Source organism: Ornithinimicrobium flavum (assembly GCF_004526345.1).
GTDB lineage: Bacteria > Actinomycetota > Actinomycetes > Actinomycetales > Dermatophilaceae > Ornithinicoccus > Ornithinicoccus flavus.
On the sequence record NZ_CP038213.1, the window covers coordinates 3,376,771 to 3,392,495 of the forward strand.

Annotated in this window: 12 protein-coding genes; 5 read left to right on the forward strand and 7 right to left on the reverse strand. The window is 70.6% G+C overall.

The annotated features are described in order from the left end of the window. The first annotated feature begins 412 nt into the window (after nt 1-412). Complete coding sequence (locus E3Z34_RS16035; RefSeq protein ID WP_134774407.1) at nt 413-1,768, forward strand: hypothetical protein; 1,356 nt, start codon at nt 413-415, stop codon at nt 1,766-1,768. Nucleotides 1,769-1,779: 11 nt separating this feature from the next. Here E3Z34_RS16035 and E3Z34_RS16040 read toward each other — a convergent pair whose 3' ends face one another. The 7 genes from E3Z34_RS16040 to E3Z34_RS16070 all read right to left on the reverse strand — a co-directional run bounded on the left by E3Z34_RS16040 (nt 1,780) and on the right by E3Z34_RS16070 (nt 10,072). After that, nucleotides 1,780-3,000: a phenylacetate--CoA ligase family protein gene (locus tag E3Z34_RS16040; protein ID WP_134774408.1), complete on the reverse strand. Its 1,221-nt coding sequence runs from the start codon at nt 2,998-3,000 to the stop codon at nt 1,780-1,782. 63 nt (nt 3,001-3,063) lie between these two features. After that, complete coding sequence (locus tag E3Z34_RS16045) at nt 3,064-3,927, reverse strand: ABC transporter ATP-binding protein (protein ID WP_134774409.1); 864 nt, start codon at nt 3,925-3,927, stop codon at nt 3,064-3,066. Then, nucleotides 3,924-5,132 (reverse strand): ABC transporter substrate-binding protein, encoded by a 1,209-nt coding sequence (locus tag E3Z34_RS16050; protein WP_134774410.1) that lies wholly within the window; start codon nt 5,130-5,132, stop codon nt 3,924-3,926. Before E3Z34_RS16050 ends, E3Z34_RS16045 begins: the two co-directional genes overlap by 4 nt. Before the next feature lie 65 nt (nt 5,133-5,197). Further along, nucleotides 5,198-6,259 (reverse strand): branched-chain amino acid ABC transporter permease, encoded by a 1,062-nt coding sequence (locus E3Z34_RS16055; protein ID WP_238695232.1) that lies wholly within the window; start codon nt 6,257-6,259, stop codon nt 5,198-5,200. Between the two features lie 4 nt (nt 6,260-6,263). Then, nucleotides 6,264-7,136 (reverse strand): branched-chain amino acid ABC transporter permease, encoded by an 873-nt coding sequence (locus E3Z34_RS16060; protein WP_134774411.1) that lies wholly within the window; start codon nt 7,134-7,136, stop codon nt 6,264-6,266. Nucleotides 7,137-7,158: 22 nt separating this feature from the next. Next, on the reverse strand, nt 7,159-9,174 hold the full coding sequence (locus E3Z34_RS16065; RefSeq protein ID WP_238695233.1) for an AMP-binding protein: 2,016 nt from the start codon (nt 9,172-9,174) through the stop codon (nt 7,159-7,161). Beyond that, a complete protein-coding gene (locus E3Z34_RS16070) occupies nt 9,167-10,072 on the reverse strand; it encodes an ABC transporter ATP-binding protein (RefSeq protein WP_238695234.1) in 906 nt (301 codons plus the stop codon). Before E3Z34_RS16070 ends, E3Z34_RS16065 begins: the two co-directional genes overlap by 8 nt. A gap of 160 nt (nt 10,073-10,232) precedes the next feature. On the opposite strand from E3Z34_RS16070, the gene E3Z34_RS16075 reads away from it, so the two are divergent. From E3Z34_RS16075 to E3Z34_RS16090, 4 genes are all read left to right on the forward strand, one after another. Continuing rightward, a complete protein-coding gene (locus E3Z34_RS16075) occupies nt 10,233-10,979 on the forward strand; it encodes an IclR family transcriptional regulator (RefSeq protein ID WP_158288717.1) in 747 nt (248 codons plus the stop codon). Then, nucleotides 10,972-12,870, forward strand: a complete 1,899-nt coding sequence (locus E3Z34_RS16080; protein ID WP_134774413.1) for an acetate--CoA ligase — start codon at nt 10,972-10,974, stop codon at nt 12,868-12,870. The genes E3Z34_RS16075 and E3Z34_RS16080 overlap by 8 nt, the downstream gene beginning before the upstream one ends. Nucleotides 12,871-12,984: 114 nt before the next feature. Continuing rightward, the gene (gene lhgO / locus E3Z34_RS16085) at nt 12,985-14,193 is read left to right on the forward strand and encodes an L-2-hydroxyglutarate oxidase (protein ID WP_134774414.1); all 1,209 of its coding nucleotides are present in this window, start codon (nt 12,985-12,987) and stop codon (nt 14,191-14,193) included. Nucleotides 14,194-14,224: 31 nt separating this feature from the next. Further along, on the forward strand, nt 14,225-15,508 hold the full coding sequence (locus tag E3Z34_RS16090) for an ATP-grasp domain-containing protein (RefSeq protein WP_134774415.1): 1,284 nt from the start codon (nt 14,225-14,227) through the stop codon (nt 15,506-15,508). The last annotated feature ends 217 nt before the right edge of the window (nt 15,509-15,725 follow it).

Consider the following 15,725-nt stretch of genomic DNA (forward strand, 5'->3'; position numbering starts at 1 on the left):
CAGGGGCAGGCGGAGGATCGACATCTCGCTCAACCCCTTTCCGTGGGCGTAGGTCGACGCCCGCACCGGGAGTGCGGCGTCGAGGTGACGCGCCCACCATACAGGTGAATCTTCGGGTCGCCACGCGGCCTATCGGTACTGTTCGAAGATCCTTCTGTGGTCATTTCCCCGCAGGGCGGTCACCTGCGGGCCGATGCGGCCGGTGCCTAGGACTCGCCCGTCAGATCCGCCGAATTCGACGGACCTTCCGGCGCGGCCTGCCCGGGTGCGCTCTACCCTGAGTCGCGTGTCAGCACGAGGCCTGAGGCCCGGTCGAGCCAGCCGTCGTCAGCCGCATCGCGCGCCTGCGACCGCGGTGCACCTCAGGTCGGAGCGACTCCCGGAGCCGCCGCCTCCGTGGCGACGCAGGCTCATGACAGGCGCGATCGTGGGTGTCCTGGTGGCCGCCCTCATCGCGACGGGGGTGCTGGCCAGGGACTATTTCTCCGAGGTCCGCACCGACGCCCGAGAAGCCGTCAAGGCGCTCACAGCAGGTGACCTGACCGCAGCGGGCCACCTTGCGGCCTACCGTGGGCAGCCGGACTTCGCGCACCTCTTCGCCTCTCAGCTCACACCTCGCGAGATCGGGGACGCGCTGGGCACGGTCGCCGGTGACAGCGCGGACGCGCCCTTCAGGCCTGGGTTCGACACGCACGGCTACGAGCTGGCCCTGACCGACCTGGCCGGCACGTTGGCCCTGGCCACCCACGGTCAGGATGAGCTAGCGCTGCCGGATGCGTGGACCGCGGACTTCATCACCGCCACGACGATCCCGCAGGAGCTCTATGGCGAGGGCGGGTGGTTCTTCGACGCTGAGGGACGCCAGCGAGAGCGGACGGATCTGGCCAACAAGGCCAACCTGCTGCTGGTGCTCTCCCGTGGCTACTGGTCGACGGAGTTCCTCCAGTCCGTGACGCGGAGCTACTACGAGCACGACCTCCGCGAGGGTCGGGACGCCTGGCCCGAGGCCAGGCCCAGGAAGGACGTCCCGTTCGCGCCGGCCCCGAACGGCGTCTACCTCACCGACGGGATCCTCGCGCTGACGGCCGCCCTGACCGCCAACCAGGCCGCCGCCGGCTGGGCCTTCACCGACTTCCTGCCCGGCACCACGAGGATTGACCAGACCGAGCACCACATCGGCAGGTTCACGCACTACCTCCTCTTCGAGCACAGGTTCCCCGAGACGCCGGACGGCGACAGCGTGGGCGTGACCGCAACGCTCACCGCCCTCTCGGCGGCGGTCGACGCGGCCAGCTGGGCGTCGGACCCGGCGGTGGCGATCTTGGCACCGGAGGTGGCAACGGACGTCGGACCGTGGCACGACGCGACTGTCCTGCAGGCCCTGGCTGCGGAGGTCATCGAGGAGAGCGGGTGCTCCTGGGACCCGCGCGACTATTGGACGTGCACGAAGGCAGTGGCCGGAGACCTGGCCTCCTGGGTCCAACGCTGGGGCCATGTCGTCCTCGCCGTGCTCGCCCTCCCCATCTCATCCTCCCCTCACCTCCGGTCGGTTCGCCTCGGCGCCATCATGACGAACGCGACGTGGTACGCCGTGGAGGGCGACTACCGCAAGGCTGGCCTCACGCTCGCCGGCGTCAGACCGGACCTGCCCTTCCGGAAGATCGTCAGCGCCGTCAAGGCGGGCGATGCTGCCGAGAAGGCTGCGAGGCAGGCCGCCCACGTGGCAGAAATGGTCAGAGAGATACGGGCTGGCGCCCAAGGTGGGTAGGAGGCCCCTCCTCAACTCCAGTCGCGCCGGTCCACCATCGGGCCTTCGCCCTCGCCCAGGTCGTCGACGACCTGCACGTCGGTGCGGAAGCGCAGGCCTTCGCGGATCCGGGTGGCCAGCGCCGACGTCAGCTCCTCCCCCGCCACCGTGCCGTCGGGCACGACGTGGCAGGCGAGCTGGTCGACGTGATCGACCCGGTCGATGACGAAGCGGTAGTCGGCCACGCCGGGCGCACCCTCCATCACGGACGTCACCTGGCGCGGGTGGAGGAACATCCCCTTCACCTTCACCGCCTGGCCCACGCGCCCGAGCACGCCCTTGAGCCGCAGCGAGCCGTCCGGGCCGAGCATCCACGCCGACAGGTCACCGGTGCCGAAACGCAGGAGCGGGTAGTCCTCGCGCAGCAGGCTGATGACCACCTCGCCCTCGGTGCCGTCGGTCAGCGGCTCCCCGGTCCCGATCGCGCACACCTGCACGTCGACGCCGTCAGCGAGCACCAGCCCCTGCCCCGGCTCCTCCCCCGCCGGCTCCCACGCCAGCAGCCCCGTCTCCCCCGTGCCGTAGGCCATCCGCACGTGCGGCACCCGCTGCGTCAGCACCTCGCGCAGCGAGTCCGGCAGCGGCTCGGCCGTCACCAGCGCCCGCTCCAGCCGCCACCGGGCGGCGTCCAGCCCGGCGGCGTCATACGCCTCCACCAGCGCCTTGAGGTAGGACGGCAGACCCGTGTAGGCGCTCACGCCCAGGTCGCCGATCGCCCGCGCCTGCAGCTCCTGGTTGCCGATGCCGCCGGCCACCACCGCCGCCCCGACCGAGCGCGCGCCCTGCTCGAGCATCGCGCCCGCCGGGGACAGGTGGTAGCCGAAGCAGTTGAGCACGATGTCGGCCCCACCGACGCCCAGGTCGGCCAGCGCCTGCCCCCAGCGCCAGTCCGCACCTGCCAGCTGGGGCTCGTAGAGCGGTCCGGGCGACTGGAACCAGCGGGCCACGTCCGCGTCCGGCGCGAGCAGCCCGCCGTGCGGCGGGTCGGCCTGCTGCCGCTCCACCAGGTCGTCCTTGGACAGCACCGGCAGCGCGGCCAGGCCAGGCGAGCCGCATACCTCGTCAGTGTCCACGCCCGCCTCGGCGAGCCGGGCGGCGAAGCCCGGCACCCGCCCGGCGGCCCCCCGCACCACCTGCGCCAGGGCCGGCGCCAGGGTCTGCGCCCGCCGCTCCAGGGCAGCCTCGATCGACATGGGTCCTTCTTTCTCGACAGTGCGGGTATGCGGTGCGCCGGCCTCGACGCCGGCGCCGGTCGCCTACAGCCAGCGCTTGCGCCGCTTGTAGTGCTTGACGTCCCGGTAGGACTTGCGGCTGCCCTCGTCACCGAGGCCCAGGTAGAACTCCTTGACGTCCGGGTTCTCCCGCAGCTCGGCCGCCGGCCCCTCGAGCACGATCCGGCCCTGCTCCATGATGTAGCCGTGGTCGGCGACCTCGAGCGCCCGCCGGGCGTTCTGCTCGATGACGAGCACGGTCAGCCCGGTCTCGGCGTTGAGCCGCTTGACGTAGCCGAAGATCTCCTGCACCAGCAGCGGCGCCAGGCCGAGCGAGGGCTCGTCCAGCATGAGCAGCTGCGGTCGGGCCATGAGCGCCCGGCCGATCGCGAGCATCTGCTGCTCGCCGCCGGACAGGTAGCCCGCGACGCGGGCCCGCATGTCGGCCAGCTTGGGGAAGAACTCGTAGACCATGTCGAGGTCCTCGGCCGACTCCTTGCCGCTGCGCGTGTAGGCGCCGGCGACGAGGTTCTCGGCGATGGTGAGGTGCTCGAAGACGTGCCGCCCCTCCATGCACAGGCTCATCCCCCGGCCCACGCGGGTCGAGGCGTCCATCTTCGTGATGTCCTCGCCCTTGAAGACGATCGACCCGTCGGTCACCTCGCCGCGCTCGCTGGGCAGCAGGCCGGAGACCGCCTTGAGGGTGGTCGACTTGCCCGCGCCGTTGGAGCCGAGCAGCGCCACGATCTGGTGCTCCGGCACCGCGAAGGACAGCCCGCGCAGCACGAGGATCACGTCGTCGTAGATGACCTCGACGTTGTTGAGGACGAGCAGGTCTCCCAGCCCCCCGCCCTCGGGCGCGTCGGGTCGCCCCGACGCGCCCGGGGACGAGACCGCTGCGGTGCTCATGGCGTGGCGCCCGCCTCGACCTCGACCATCTGGCCACCCTGCGCGGTGTAGACACCGGTGCTGGTCGAGCCACGGTGGGACTCGGCGGAGAACTCGATGTCGCCCTCACCGATGACGCCGCCGGTGTCGATGGCGCCCATGGTCTCCAGGGCTTCCTTGATCGAGGGACCGGTGATGTCCCCGTCCTCAGCGGCCTTCTCCATACCCTCGGCCATGACGTGCATGACCATCCAGCCCTGCACCCACGAGGTGCCCTTGGACTCCGGGTCCTCACCCTTCTCCTCGAGGAAGGCGAGCATCTCCTCGTGGCCGTCCTTCTCCGAGGACAGCGGTGCGAAGGGCTGGATGAGCATGTGACCCTCGGCGACGTCCGCACCGGCGGTGTCGATGAAGAGCTCGTTGCCGCACCAGTTGAGGCAGACGATCTTCATGTCCAGGTTCTGCGCCGCGATGTCCTTGGCGACCTGCGCCGCCGGGGAGGCGACGTTCTGGATGACGATGTACTTCGCGCCCTGGCTCTGCGCCTGGGAGAGCAGACCGACGTAGTTGGCCGAGCCGGCCGGCATGGCGTAGGACTCGTAACCCAGGTCCAGACCCTGCTCGGAGACCCACGCCTCGCCGTCGGCGACCGGGGCCTGACCGAAGGGGCTGTCGTGGTGGAAGACCGCGACCTCGGCGTTGCCGCCGGCGTCCTCGGCGATCCAGTTGAGCGCGACGCGCATCTGGTCGGAGTAGGTCGGCGCCACGACGAAGTTGTAGGGCGCCTCGGCCGGGTCGGTCAGCGACTCGGCGAAGGAGCCGGACATGAAGGGCAGCTCGTCGTCGGCGACCTTGGTGTGCAGGGCCTCGGTGTCACCGGTGCCCCAGCCCTGGACGGCGACGACACCGTCGTTGACGTACTGCTTGTAGAGCTGCTCGGCCTGCGGCACCTCGTAGGCGTAGTCGTTGCTGATCGCCTCGATCTCGCGGTCCGCGACGCCGCCGTTGGCGTTCCGGTGCTCGATGTAGGCCAGCATGCCCTCGTTGTAGGGGGTGCCGACGTCGCCGGTGGCGCCGGTGAGGTCGGCGATGATGCCGACCTTGATCGGCTCGCCCGATGCGTCGCCGTCGCCGGCGTCGCCGCCTCCGTTGCCGCCGCAGGCCGACAGGCCGAGCGCCAGGGCGGCGCTCGCGGCGATGAATGCTCCGCGTCGTGTGCGGTTCATGTGGTTCTCCTTGGATGTGTGCCGGGAGCGGCAGGGGTGGGGTGGGGGGGTATGTCGTGTGCGGTCTAGTAACGGAACGGCCAGAAGCGGAAGTACTCCTTGATCCGCTCCCAGAGCCGGTTGAGGCCACGGGGCTCGATGATGAGGAAGAGGATGATGACCAGCCCGAAGACCGCGTTCTGGATCGCGGGGAGCTGGCTGGACAGCCACGGGGCGGCGGGGCCGACGAGGTCGGCCAGCTCGCGGATCAGGACCGGCAGCAAGGTCATGAAGATCGCCCCGTAGACGGCGCCGGCGACACTGCCGAGGCCACCGACGATGATCATCGCCAGGTAGAGGATCGAGACGTTGAGGGTGAAGGCCTCCCAGGTGACGGTCTCGTTGTAGTGCGCGGTCAGCGCACCGGCGAGCCCGACGAAGCCGGAGGAGACGGCGAACGCGGTGAGCTTGGCCCGGGTCAGGTTGACCCCGATCGCCTCGGCCGCGATGTCCTGGTCACGGACGGCCATGAAGGAGCGGCCCAGCCCGGTGCGGAAGAGGTTGCGGGCGGCCATCACGGCCAGGGCCGCGAGCACGAGCAGGATCCAGTACCAGCTCTGCTCGAAGGTCTCCCGCGGGAGCTTCCACCCGAAGACCTCGAGCCGGGACAGGGTGATGTAGCCGCGGCCCTCGGTCAGCCAGCCCCAGCGGCGGATGATGAACTCGATGATCACCTGGCTGGCCAGGGTCGCGATGGCCAGGTAGAGGCCCTTGAGCCGCAGGCCGGGCAGGCCGAAGAAGGTGCCGATGACGGCGGTGAGGATCACGGCGAGGGCGATCGCCAGCGGCGCCGGGAGCCCCATACGCTCGGACAGGATCGCCGAGGAGTAGGCCCCCACCGCCAGGAAGCCGCCCTGGCCCAGGCTGATCTGGCCGGTGTAGCCGACCAGGATGTTGAGCCCCACCGCGCCGATGACGGCGATGAGGATGGTGTTGGCGATGGAGAGCCAGTAGTTGTCGAGCACGAAGGGCACGACGAGCAGCAGCACGACCATGAGGCCGAGGCGGACGTACTCCGCCCGGGTGCTGCGCAGCCTGAGCTCGGAGGCGTAGGTCCGGTGGTAGATGCCGGTGGCGGTCGCGGACACGATGTCAGACCCTCTCGATCCGGGTCTCGCCGAAGATCCCGTACGGACGGACCAGCAGGATCAGGACGAGGACGATGTAGGGGACGACCGTGGCCAGGCCCGGGTCGAGGTAGCCGGAGACGAACTGCGTGACCAGCCCGATGGTCAGCCCGCCGACGATGGTGCCGGGCACCGAGTCGAGGCCGCCGAGGATGACCACGGGGAAGACCATGAGCCCGAAGGACGCGAGATTCTGGTCCACCGCGGTGATGTCGGCGAGCAGGACACCGGCGATGAGCGCCGAGACCGCCGCGAGCACCCACGCGAGGGCGAAGATGCGGCGCACCGAGATGCCCATCGTCATCGCCGCCTGCTGGTCGTCGGCCACCGCCCGCATCGCGATCCCGTGCCGCGAGCGGCGGAAGAAGATCGTGAAGGCGGTGAGCACGACGGCGGCGATGAGCACCACGAGCAGCCGGTTGAGCGGGACGACCGCGCCGAGGAACTCGATCGAGCGGTTCGGCAGGATCGCCGGCTGGCTCTTGACGCTCGTGCCGTAGAACATCTGCACCAGGGCCTTGAGCAGCATCGACAGCCCGATCGTCACCATGATGATGCTGATCGGCTCCTCGCCGATCATCGGCCGCAGGATGAAGCGCTCGACGAGCACACCGATGACGACCGCCGCCAGCACCCCGACCAGGACCGCCCCGATGAAGGGCAGGCCCAGCACCACGAACGAGGTGTAGAAGATGTAGGCGCCCACCAGGAGGAACTCGCCCTGGGCGAAGTTGATGACGGACGTGGCCTTGTAGATGAGCACGAAGCCGAGCGCGGCCAGCGCCAGGATCGAGCCGTCAGCCAGTCCGTAGACCAGCAGGTTCAGGAAGGTCGACACAGGATTCTCCTCGCCCGGCGCCTCAGCGCCGGCCGCTCCAGACGGGTCGGCGGCCCCTGCCCTCGGGGATCCGGTAGGTGGTCAGGTCGAAGATGCGCAGCGACAGCTCGCGCAGGACCGAGGAGCCGTCCTGGTAGGTGATCCGGCTGGACAGCCCGATCCGGTCATCACCCCGACGCAGTGCGGCGATGAGGTCGGCATACCGCTCGTCGATGACGTTGCGCCGCACCTTGCGGGTGCGGGTGATCTCGTCGTCGTCGGGGTCCAGCTGCTTGTGCAGCAGCAGGAAGCGCTGCACGCGGATCGCCTCCGGAAGGTCCTCGTTGGCGTGGACGATCTCCTCGGCGATGAGGTCGTAGACCTCGTCCTTGGCGGCCAGGTCGGTGTAGGTCGTGTAGGACAGCCGCTCGTGCTCGGCCCAGGACCCGACGGTGCCGGGGTCGAGGGTGATCATCGCGGTCATGCCCTGGCCGGCCTCCTCCGGGCCGAAGACGACCGCCTCCTCGACGTAGGGGCTGAACTTGATCTTGTTCTCGATGAACTGGCTGGAGTAGCGGCTGCCGTCAGGAGCGGTGAGCACGTCCTTGGCGCGGTCGATGACGACCAGGTGGCCGTCCTCGTCCAGATAGCCCGCGTCACCGGTATGCAGCCAGCCGTCGGCGTCGACCGTCTTCGCCGTCTCCTCCGGCTGGCGGTGGTAGCCGCGGAAGATCGAGGGCGAGCGCAGCAGGATCTCGCCGTCGTCGGAGATGCGCAGGTCGGTGCCGGGGATCGGGGTGCCGACCGTGTTGAAGGCGATGTCGTCGTCGCGGTGGACGACCGCGATGCCGCAGATCTCGGTCTGGCCGTAGATCTGCTTGAGGTTGACGCCGATCGCGTGGAAGAAGCGGAAGACGTCGGGGCCGAGCGGGGCACCGCCGGTGTAGGCGCGGCGCACCCGGGACAGACCGAGCTGGTCGCGGACCGGGCGGGTGCTCACGGCGTCGGCGAGCCGGGTGACCAGACCGCCGGAGCCCTTGCCCTGGACCCGGGCGCGGGCGGCCTTGTCGCCGATCTCGTAGCCCCAGCCGAAGACCTTGCGCTTGAGCCAGCCGGCCTCGTCGATGCGGACCTGCACCTCCGAGAGCATCGACTCCCAGATCCGCGGCGGGGAGAACATCACGTCCGGCCCGATCTCGCGCATGTCGGAGCGCTGGGTCGAGGCGTCCTCGGGGAAGCTGATCGTCAGACCCTTGCCCAGGCCGATCGCCACCGCCAGCATCTGCTCGCCGATCCAGGCGAAGGGCAGGAAGGAGACGTAGCGGAAGGAGCTGTCGGCCGGGTCGATCTGGGTGAGGTTGTCGGCCATCGCCAGCAGGTTGCGGTGGGACAGCTCGCCCAGCTTGGGCTTGGACGTCGTGCCCGAGGTGGTGCAGATGATCGCGATGTCGTCCGGGCTGCCCGCGTCCACCTGGTCGGCGAACCACCGGGGCTGCTGCTCGGCCCGCTCCCGACCCATCCGCTCGACCTCGGTGAAGTCGACCAGCCAGGGGTCGTCATACCCCTCCAGCCCGTGCGGGTCGTAGAAGATCACGTGCTCGACCCCGAGGTCCGTGGTCTCCCGCAGCCGCAGCAGCTTGTCGACCTGCTCCTGGTCCTCGACCACGACCACGCGGGCCTGCGAGGTGGCCAGGATGTGCTCGAGCTCCTCGCCGATCGAGGTGGGGTAGATGCCGACGACCGAGGCGCCCATGCTCTGGGCGGCGAGCTCGGCGATGAGCCACTCGGGGCGGTTGTCGCCGAGGACGGCGATGATCTGGCCGCGCTCGACGCCGAAGCCGGCCAGGCCGTGGGCGAAGTCCTCGACGCGGCGGGCGTACTCCGCCCACGTGATGGGCTGCCAGATGCCGTAGAGCTTCTCCTGCATGGCGACGTCGTCGGGGCGCTGCTCGGCGCGCTGGAGGAGCAGGCGCGGGAAGGTGTTCGCACGGGGGGCTCCGCCCCCCGTGTCCCCCCCGGACGTCGGCCGGCTTTCTGCGTCGTTCCGCGCCTCAGCCACGGGGGGCCTCCTGCTCCTGGATGTGCTCGAGGGCCTCGCGGACGGCGTCGTCCTCGTCCTCGGAGCCCAGGTAGGCCTCGATGACGGCGGGGTTGGTCTTGACCTCGTCGGGCGTGCCGTCGGCGATGAGCCGGCCGAAGTCGAGGACGCTGACGCGGTCGGAGATGTCCATGACGACGTTCATGTCGTGCTCGATGAGGACGACGGTGACGCCGGCGAGCTCGTGGACGTCGAGGACGTAGCGGGCCATGTCCTCCTTCTCCTCGGCGTTCATGCCGGCCATCGGCTCGTCGAGCAGGAGGAGGGCGGGCTGGATGCAGAGGGCGCGGCCGAGCTCGACCCGCTTCTGGATGCCGTAGGCGAGGGAGCCGACCGGCTTGGAGCGGAAGGCCTGCAGCTGGAGCAGGTCGATGACCTCCTCGACGAGCCGACGGTGCTCGATCTCCTGCCGGCGGGCCGGGCCGAACCACAGCATCGAGGCGGCGACGCTGTGCTTCATGTGGATGTGGCGGCCCAGCATGAGGTTCTCCAGCACGGTGAGGTGGGAGAAGAGCTCGATGTTCTGGAAGCTGCGGGCCACGCCCAGTCGGGCGATCTTGTGCGGCGGCAGCTGGGTGAGGGTGGAGGTGGTCCGCTCCCCCGACGCCGCGGCGGTCTGCAGGCGGATCTGGCCCTCCTGCGGGTGGTAGATGCCGCTGATGCAGTTGAGCATCGAGGACTTGCCGGCGCCGTTGGGGCCGATGATCGCGTGGACGTGCCCCTGGGTGACGGTGAAGTTGATGTCGGTGAGGGCCTTGACCCCGCCGAAGCGCAGCGAGACGCCGTCCACCTCGAGCACGGGCTCCCCGTCCGGCAGCCGGCTGCCGTTGAGGGAGTGCTGGTACGCGCGAGTGAGCAAGGTCGGTCCTTCCACGCAGGTGTCGTCGATGACGGGCGGGCTGGTCTGAGAGTAGGGTTCCACTATCTGAAAATCAAGACCTGTTGAGAGAAATCTTTGCGCGGATGTCGTAATCCGGGGCGCAATGGGGGATGATCGGGGTTCACTGATCGGAGGACGGATGCCTGCTGCGGAGAACGGCCGGGGTGGTCTGGGCACGGTCCGCAACGCGGTGACGCTGCTGGAGCTGCTGGCCGACGGCCCGGCCTACCACCAGCTCACCGACCTCGCGGAGCGCTCCGCCATGTCCATCCCCACGGTTCACCGGCTGCTGCGCTCGCTGGTGCTGGCCGACCTGGCGGTGCAGGACCCGGCGACCTCCCGCTACGGCCTCGGCCCGGAGCTGGCCCGCCTCTCCCACCACTACCTGACCCGGCTGCCGCTCATCGGCGCGGTGTCCCCCTACCTCTCCCAGGTGCGCGACAAGGTGGGGGCGACCGTGCACGTGGAGGTGCTCGTGCGGGGCGAGGTCGTGTATGTCGACCGCGTGGACGGGGGTGCGGTCGGGCCCTACCGGGAGAGCAACCGGGTGCACGCGGCGCTGGACACCGCCGGGGGGCGGGTGCTGGCGGCCCGGGCGGACGACGAGGGGTGGGAGCACGCGCTGCGGCTGGCCGCCCCCGAGGTGCAGGAGACAGCGCGGTCGTGCCGCGAGCAGTGGGCCGGGGCGGAGTGGCTGCTGCACGAGCCGGACGACATGACGGTGCCTGCGGAGGTCGCGGTGCCGGTGCTGGACGCCGGTGGCGCCGCGGTCGGGGCGGTCTCCGCGGACATCCCGGACGCGGGGGACGAGGAGCACGTGGCCGCGGCCGCGGCATACCTCGGTCGTGCCGCGAAGGCGGCAGGGAGGACACTGGGGCATGGCTGACCAGGTGGCGCCGCGTGACCAGGGAACCCCGCAGCGGGTGACCCCGCGGGACCAGGTGACCCCCCTCCCCCCCGACCCGCGGTGGCAGGACGTCGCGGCGCGGCTGCACCTGCTGGCGCCGGGTGAGGGCCTGTGGGCCCACGGGGCGTGGCTCCCCGGGGCCCGGCTCAACTTGTCGGTGACCTGCCTGGACGCCCACCTGGAGGAGCGCGGCGACGAGGTCGCGATCCACTGGGAGGGCGAGCCCGGGGACCGCCGCGACCTGACCTACCGGGAGCTCCACGAGCAGGTCCTCACCCTGGCCCGCGCCCTCACCGCCATGGGGGTGCGGCCCGGCGAGCGCGTCGGCCTGCACCTGGGCTGGCTGCCGGAGACCGTGGTGGCGATGCTGGCGTGCGCGCGCATCGGCGCGGTGCACAGCGTCATCGCCTCGACCCTGCCCCCGGGGCCGCTCGCCGACCGGCTGGCGCTGCTGGACCTCAAGGTGATCTTCACGCAGGACGGTGCGTGGCGGCACGGGACGGTGCTCCCGCTCAAGGCCCGGCTGGACGACGCGCTGTCGGCGGTCGGCAGCATCGAGCACACGATCGTCGTGCGGCGCACGGGGATGGACGTGGCGTGGTACGAGGGCGACCGGTGGTACCACGACGTGGTCGCCGCCAAGCGGGGCCGCGAGCGGGACGAGGACGAGCAGGCGCTCGCGCTGCCGAGCGACCACCCGGTGGCGTCCGTGCCGATCGCGCGGCGGGGTGGTCAGCCGGTGTCGGTGCTGCACGGGACGGCGTCGGTGCTGGCCAACGCGATCGCGGTGCACGGGCGGCTGCGCACCGGCGGACCCTTCTGGTGCGCCGGTGACATCGCCTGGGCGGTCACCCAGTTCCACGCCGTCTACGGGCCGCTGGCCTGGGGTGACGCCTCGGTGATGTACGAGGGCACGCTCGACGTGCCCGACCACCGCCGGGCGTGGGACATCATCCGCCGCTACGGCGTGGAGAGCCTGATCACCAGCCCGTCGGTGATGCGCACCATCCGCGGCTGGGCGCGCGAGATGCCCGAGACCGACGCCGCTCCGAGCCTGCGCCGGCTGACGACCGCCGGGGAGCCGGTCGAGCCCGAGCTGGGGGCCTGGATCCGCTCCTCCTTCGGGACCGACCTCGAGGTGCTCGACGCCTGGGGCCAGCTCGAGCTAGGCGGTGTCGTGCGGGTGACGGACAGCGCCGGCTCGGTCCTCGAGGAGGGCTCACCCCTCCCCCTGCCGTTGCCCGACTGCGGCCTGGAGATCGTCGACCGGCAGGGGCGGGTCGTGGGTCCCGGCGAGACCGGGGAGGTCGTGCTCCGCCGGCCCTGGGCAGGGCTGATGATCGGTGTCGACGGCGCCGACGACGTCTCCCAGGACCCGTGGGACCACTGGGGTCGCCACCCCGGGGTCTACGCGACCGGGGACCTGGCTGCCCGGGCCGAGGACGGCACGATCGCCTTCCTCGGGCGTGCCGACGAGGTGGTCTCCGTCTCCGGCCAGCTCGTCTCGCTGCGGGAGGTGCGGGACGTCCTCACCGACCACCCCTTCGTCGCACAGGCCAGGGTGACGGTCCGCAAGGACGTCGAGCTGGGCCGCGCCCTGGTCGCCGCGGTGGTCCTCTCCCCCGAGCTGGCCTCCAGCGCCCGCGGCACCGACCTGGACGCCCTAGCCGTCGAGCTCATGGACGCGGTGCGCGAGGCCCTCGGCGGCCTGGCTCGCCCCCGAGCCATCCTCGTCGTCGACCGCTTCGGCGAGGAGCTCGGCCGCGAGTCGCTCAGCCGGGCCATCGCCACGCTCGCCACCCAGCACCGCCACAGCCCGCCCCGCAGCATCACCTGGGAGCAGCTGGTCACGGCCGCCGGCGAGGGCTGAAGGCCACGGCCCACCCGGCAAACGTGACATTGGGTCGCCACATGACCCAGTGTCACCTGTCCTGTGCCATCGTCAGGGGGTGACCCCAGGAGCCCGCGAGCAGGCGGGGCGAGCGTGAGCACGCCGTACGACGTGGTCGTCCTGGGTGGCGGCATCGTGGGATTGGCCACCGCGATGACGCTGCTGCAGCGCCGGCCGGGGTCCGGCGTGCTGGTGCTCGAGAAGGAGCAGCGGCTGGGGCGGCACCAGACGGGCCACAACAGCGGCGTCATCCATGCGGGGGTCTACTACGCGCCGGGATCGCTCAAGGCGCGCCTGTGCGCCGCCGGCGCGCGGGCGACGCGGGAGTTCTGCGACGCGCACGGCGTCCCCTACCGCGACACCGGCAAGCTCATCGTCGCCACCGACGAGCCCGAGCTCGCGCGGATGACCACGCTGCAGGAGCGGGCCGCCGCCAACGGCCTCACCCTCGAGCGGCTGGACGCTGCGGAGCTGCGTCGCCGAGAACCGAACGTCGTCGGGGTGGGTGCGCTCTTCTCGTCGACCACGGGCATCGTGGACTACACCGAGGTCTGCGACGCGATGTCCCGGGAGATCGGGCGGCTCGGCGGGCAGGTGCGGACCGGGGTGAGGGTCACCGGCATCACGGAGTCCCCCGGCCGGGTGCGCGTCGACCTGGCCGGCAGCGACGAGGCCGTGGAGGGCCTGCGCCTGGTCGCGTGCGCCGGGATCCAGGCCGACCGCCTGGCCCGCCTCGGCGGGGTCGAGACCGACATCCGCATGGTGCCGTTCCGTGGTGAGTACTACCGCCTCCCCCCCTCTCGCGACGGGATCGTCGGCACACTCATCTACCCGGTCCCGGACCCCGCGCTGCCCTTTCTCGGGGTCCACCTGACACTGATGATGGACGGCGGGGTCACGGTCGGCCCGAACGCCGTCATGGGCTGGTCACGCGAGGGCTACCGGAAGTTGTCGGTCGACCTGCGCGACGCCGTGGACGTGCTGACTTTTCCCGGCTGGTGGAGGTTCGCCCGGCACCACCTGCGCAGCGGTCTTGCCGAGCAGTGGAACTCCCTGTCCCGAACCGCCTACCTCGCCCTGGTCCGGCGCTACTGCCCCGACCTCACCGTCTCCGACCTCCTGCCGCACGAGGCCGGCATCCGCGCCCAGGCGCTGCGCGCCGACGGCTCGATGGTCGAGGACTTCCTCGTCCTCACGACCCCCCGGACCGTGCACGTCCTCAACGCCCCGTCGCCGGCCGCCACCTCCGCGCTCCCCATCGCCGGCCTCATCGCCGACCGGGTGACCGGGACGTCTGGCTGACGCTGCGCGTCATACCCGCTAACGTTCCGCCATGACCAACGATGTGCGCACCCACCTGATCGGTCTGCTGCTCGGCGCGGAGGAGGACTGGCCGCGGGCCTTCGAGTCGATCCTGGGGATGGTGGGGCCCTTGAAGGTCGGGGGGACGACCCACAGCGTGACCAGCGAGCGGGTGCGCATCCACCCCTTCGACCTGACGGATCCGGTGCGGCACGAGCTGTGCATCGACCGGTTGGCGTACTGGTACTACCACCCCCGCGAGTGGCTGAAGAAGGCCGCGCTGATGAACGACACCTACCTGCTCAACAGCCCCTTCACCTTCCAGGCGATGGAGAAGCACAGCGCCTACGTCGCGATGCTGCGGCTGGGGATGAAGATCCCGAAGACCGTGCTCGTGCCCTACAAGAACCCGGTCGACAACACCCGGTGGGCCTACACCTCCGCGCGCTACAACGACCCCTTCGACCTGGAGCAGATCGCGCAGGAGGTCGGTTACCCGCTGTTCATGAAGCCCTTCGACGGCGGTGGCTGGCGCGGGGTGTCCAAGGTCAACGACGTGGAGGACCTGCACCGGTCCTACGACGAGTCCGGCAACATGCTCATGCATCTGCAGGCGACGATCGACTACGAGCACTTCGCCCGGGCGCTCTCGATCGGCCCGGAGACGATGGTCATGGACTTCCGGCCCGACGAGCCGATGCACAACCGGTACGCCGTCACCCACAACTTCCTCTCGCCGAAGGCCGGCTGGGAGGCCGAGACCGTGAGCAAGGTCGTCAACGCCTTCTTCGGCTGGGAGTTCAACAGTGCGGAGATGCTGGTCAAGGGCGACGAGGTCCACCCGATCGACTACGCCAACGCCTGCCCGGACGTGGCGCTGACCTCGCTGCACTACTACTTCCCCTGGGCGATCACCGCGCTGGTGCGCTGGTCGACCTACTGCCTGGTCACCGGTCGGCGCGCCTTCATCGGGGTGCGGTCGCCCCGGGCCTACTTCGACATCGCCGACGACCCGGACCGCAGCTACGACGAGAAGATGCAGGCCTACCGCAAGCTGGCCGACGACGAGTTCGAGACCGACCGCTACTGGGAGTGGTGCGAGCAGCACCTGCCCCACCTGCCCGAGCGGGTGCTGGAGTGGGTCGCCTCCGACGACTTCGACCGGCTCCTCGTCGACACCGTCACCGGCCACTACCCCCAGCACGAGCACGAGAAGTTCATCGCCCACTTCCGCGGCCTCACCGGCCTGTGGGTGACCGACCAGCGCTCGTCGGGCGCGACCACCACCCCCACCACCCCCATCACCCCTGCCTGACCCCATACTTCGACCGAACGCGCGTTCCTGGCACACCGGACGCGCGTTCGTGACGGATGTCCACAACTGGGCCTGTGGAAAACCGTCACGAACGCGCGTCCGGTTGCAGGGAGAGGGAAGATTCATCCTGCAGGCTGATTCAGGTTCAGCCGGCGGGTGGCTGCGGTCAGACTGGCGGCGGCCGGGCGTCCCGTGACCGTCCGGCCGCCAAGACTGC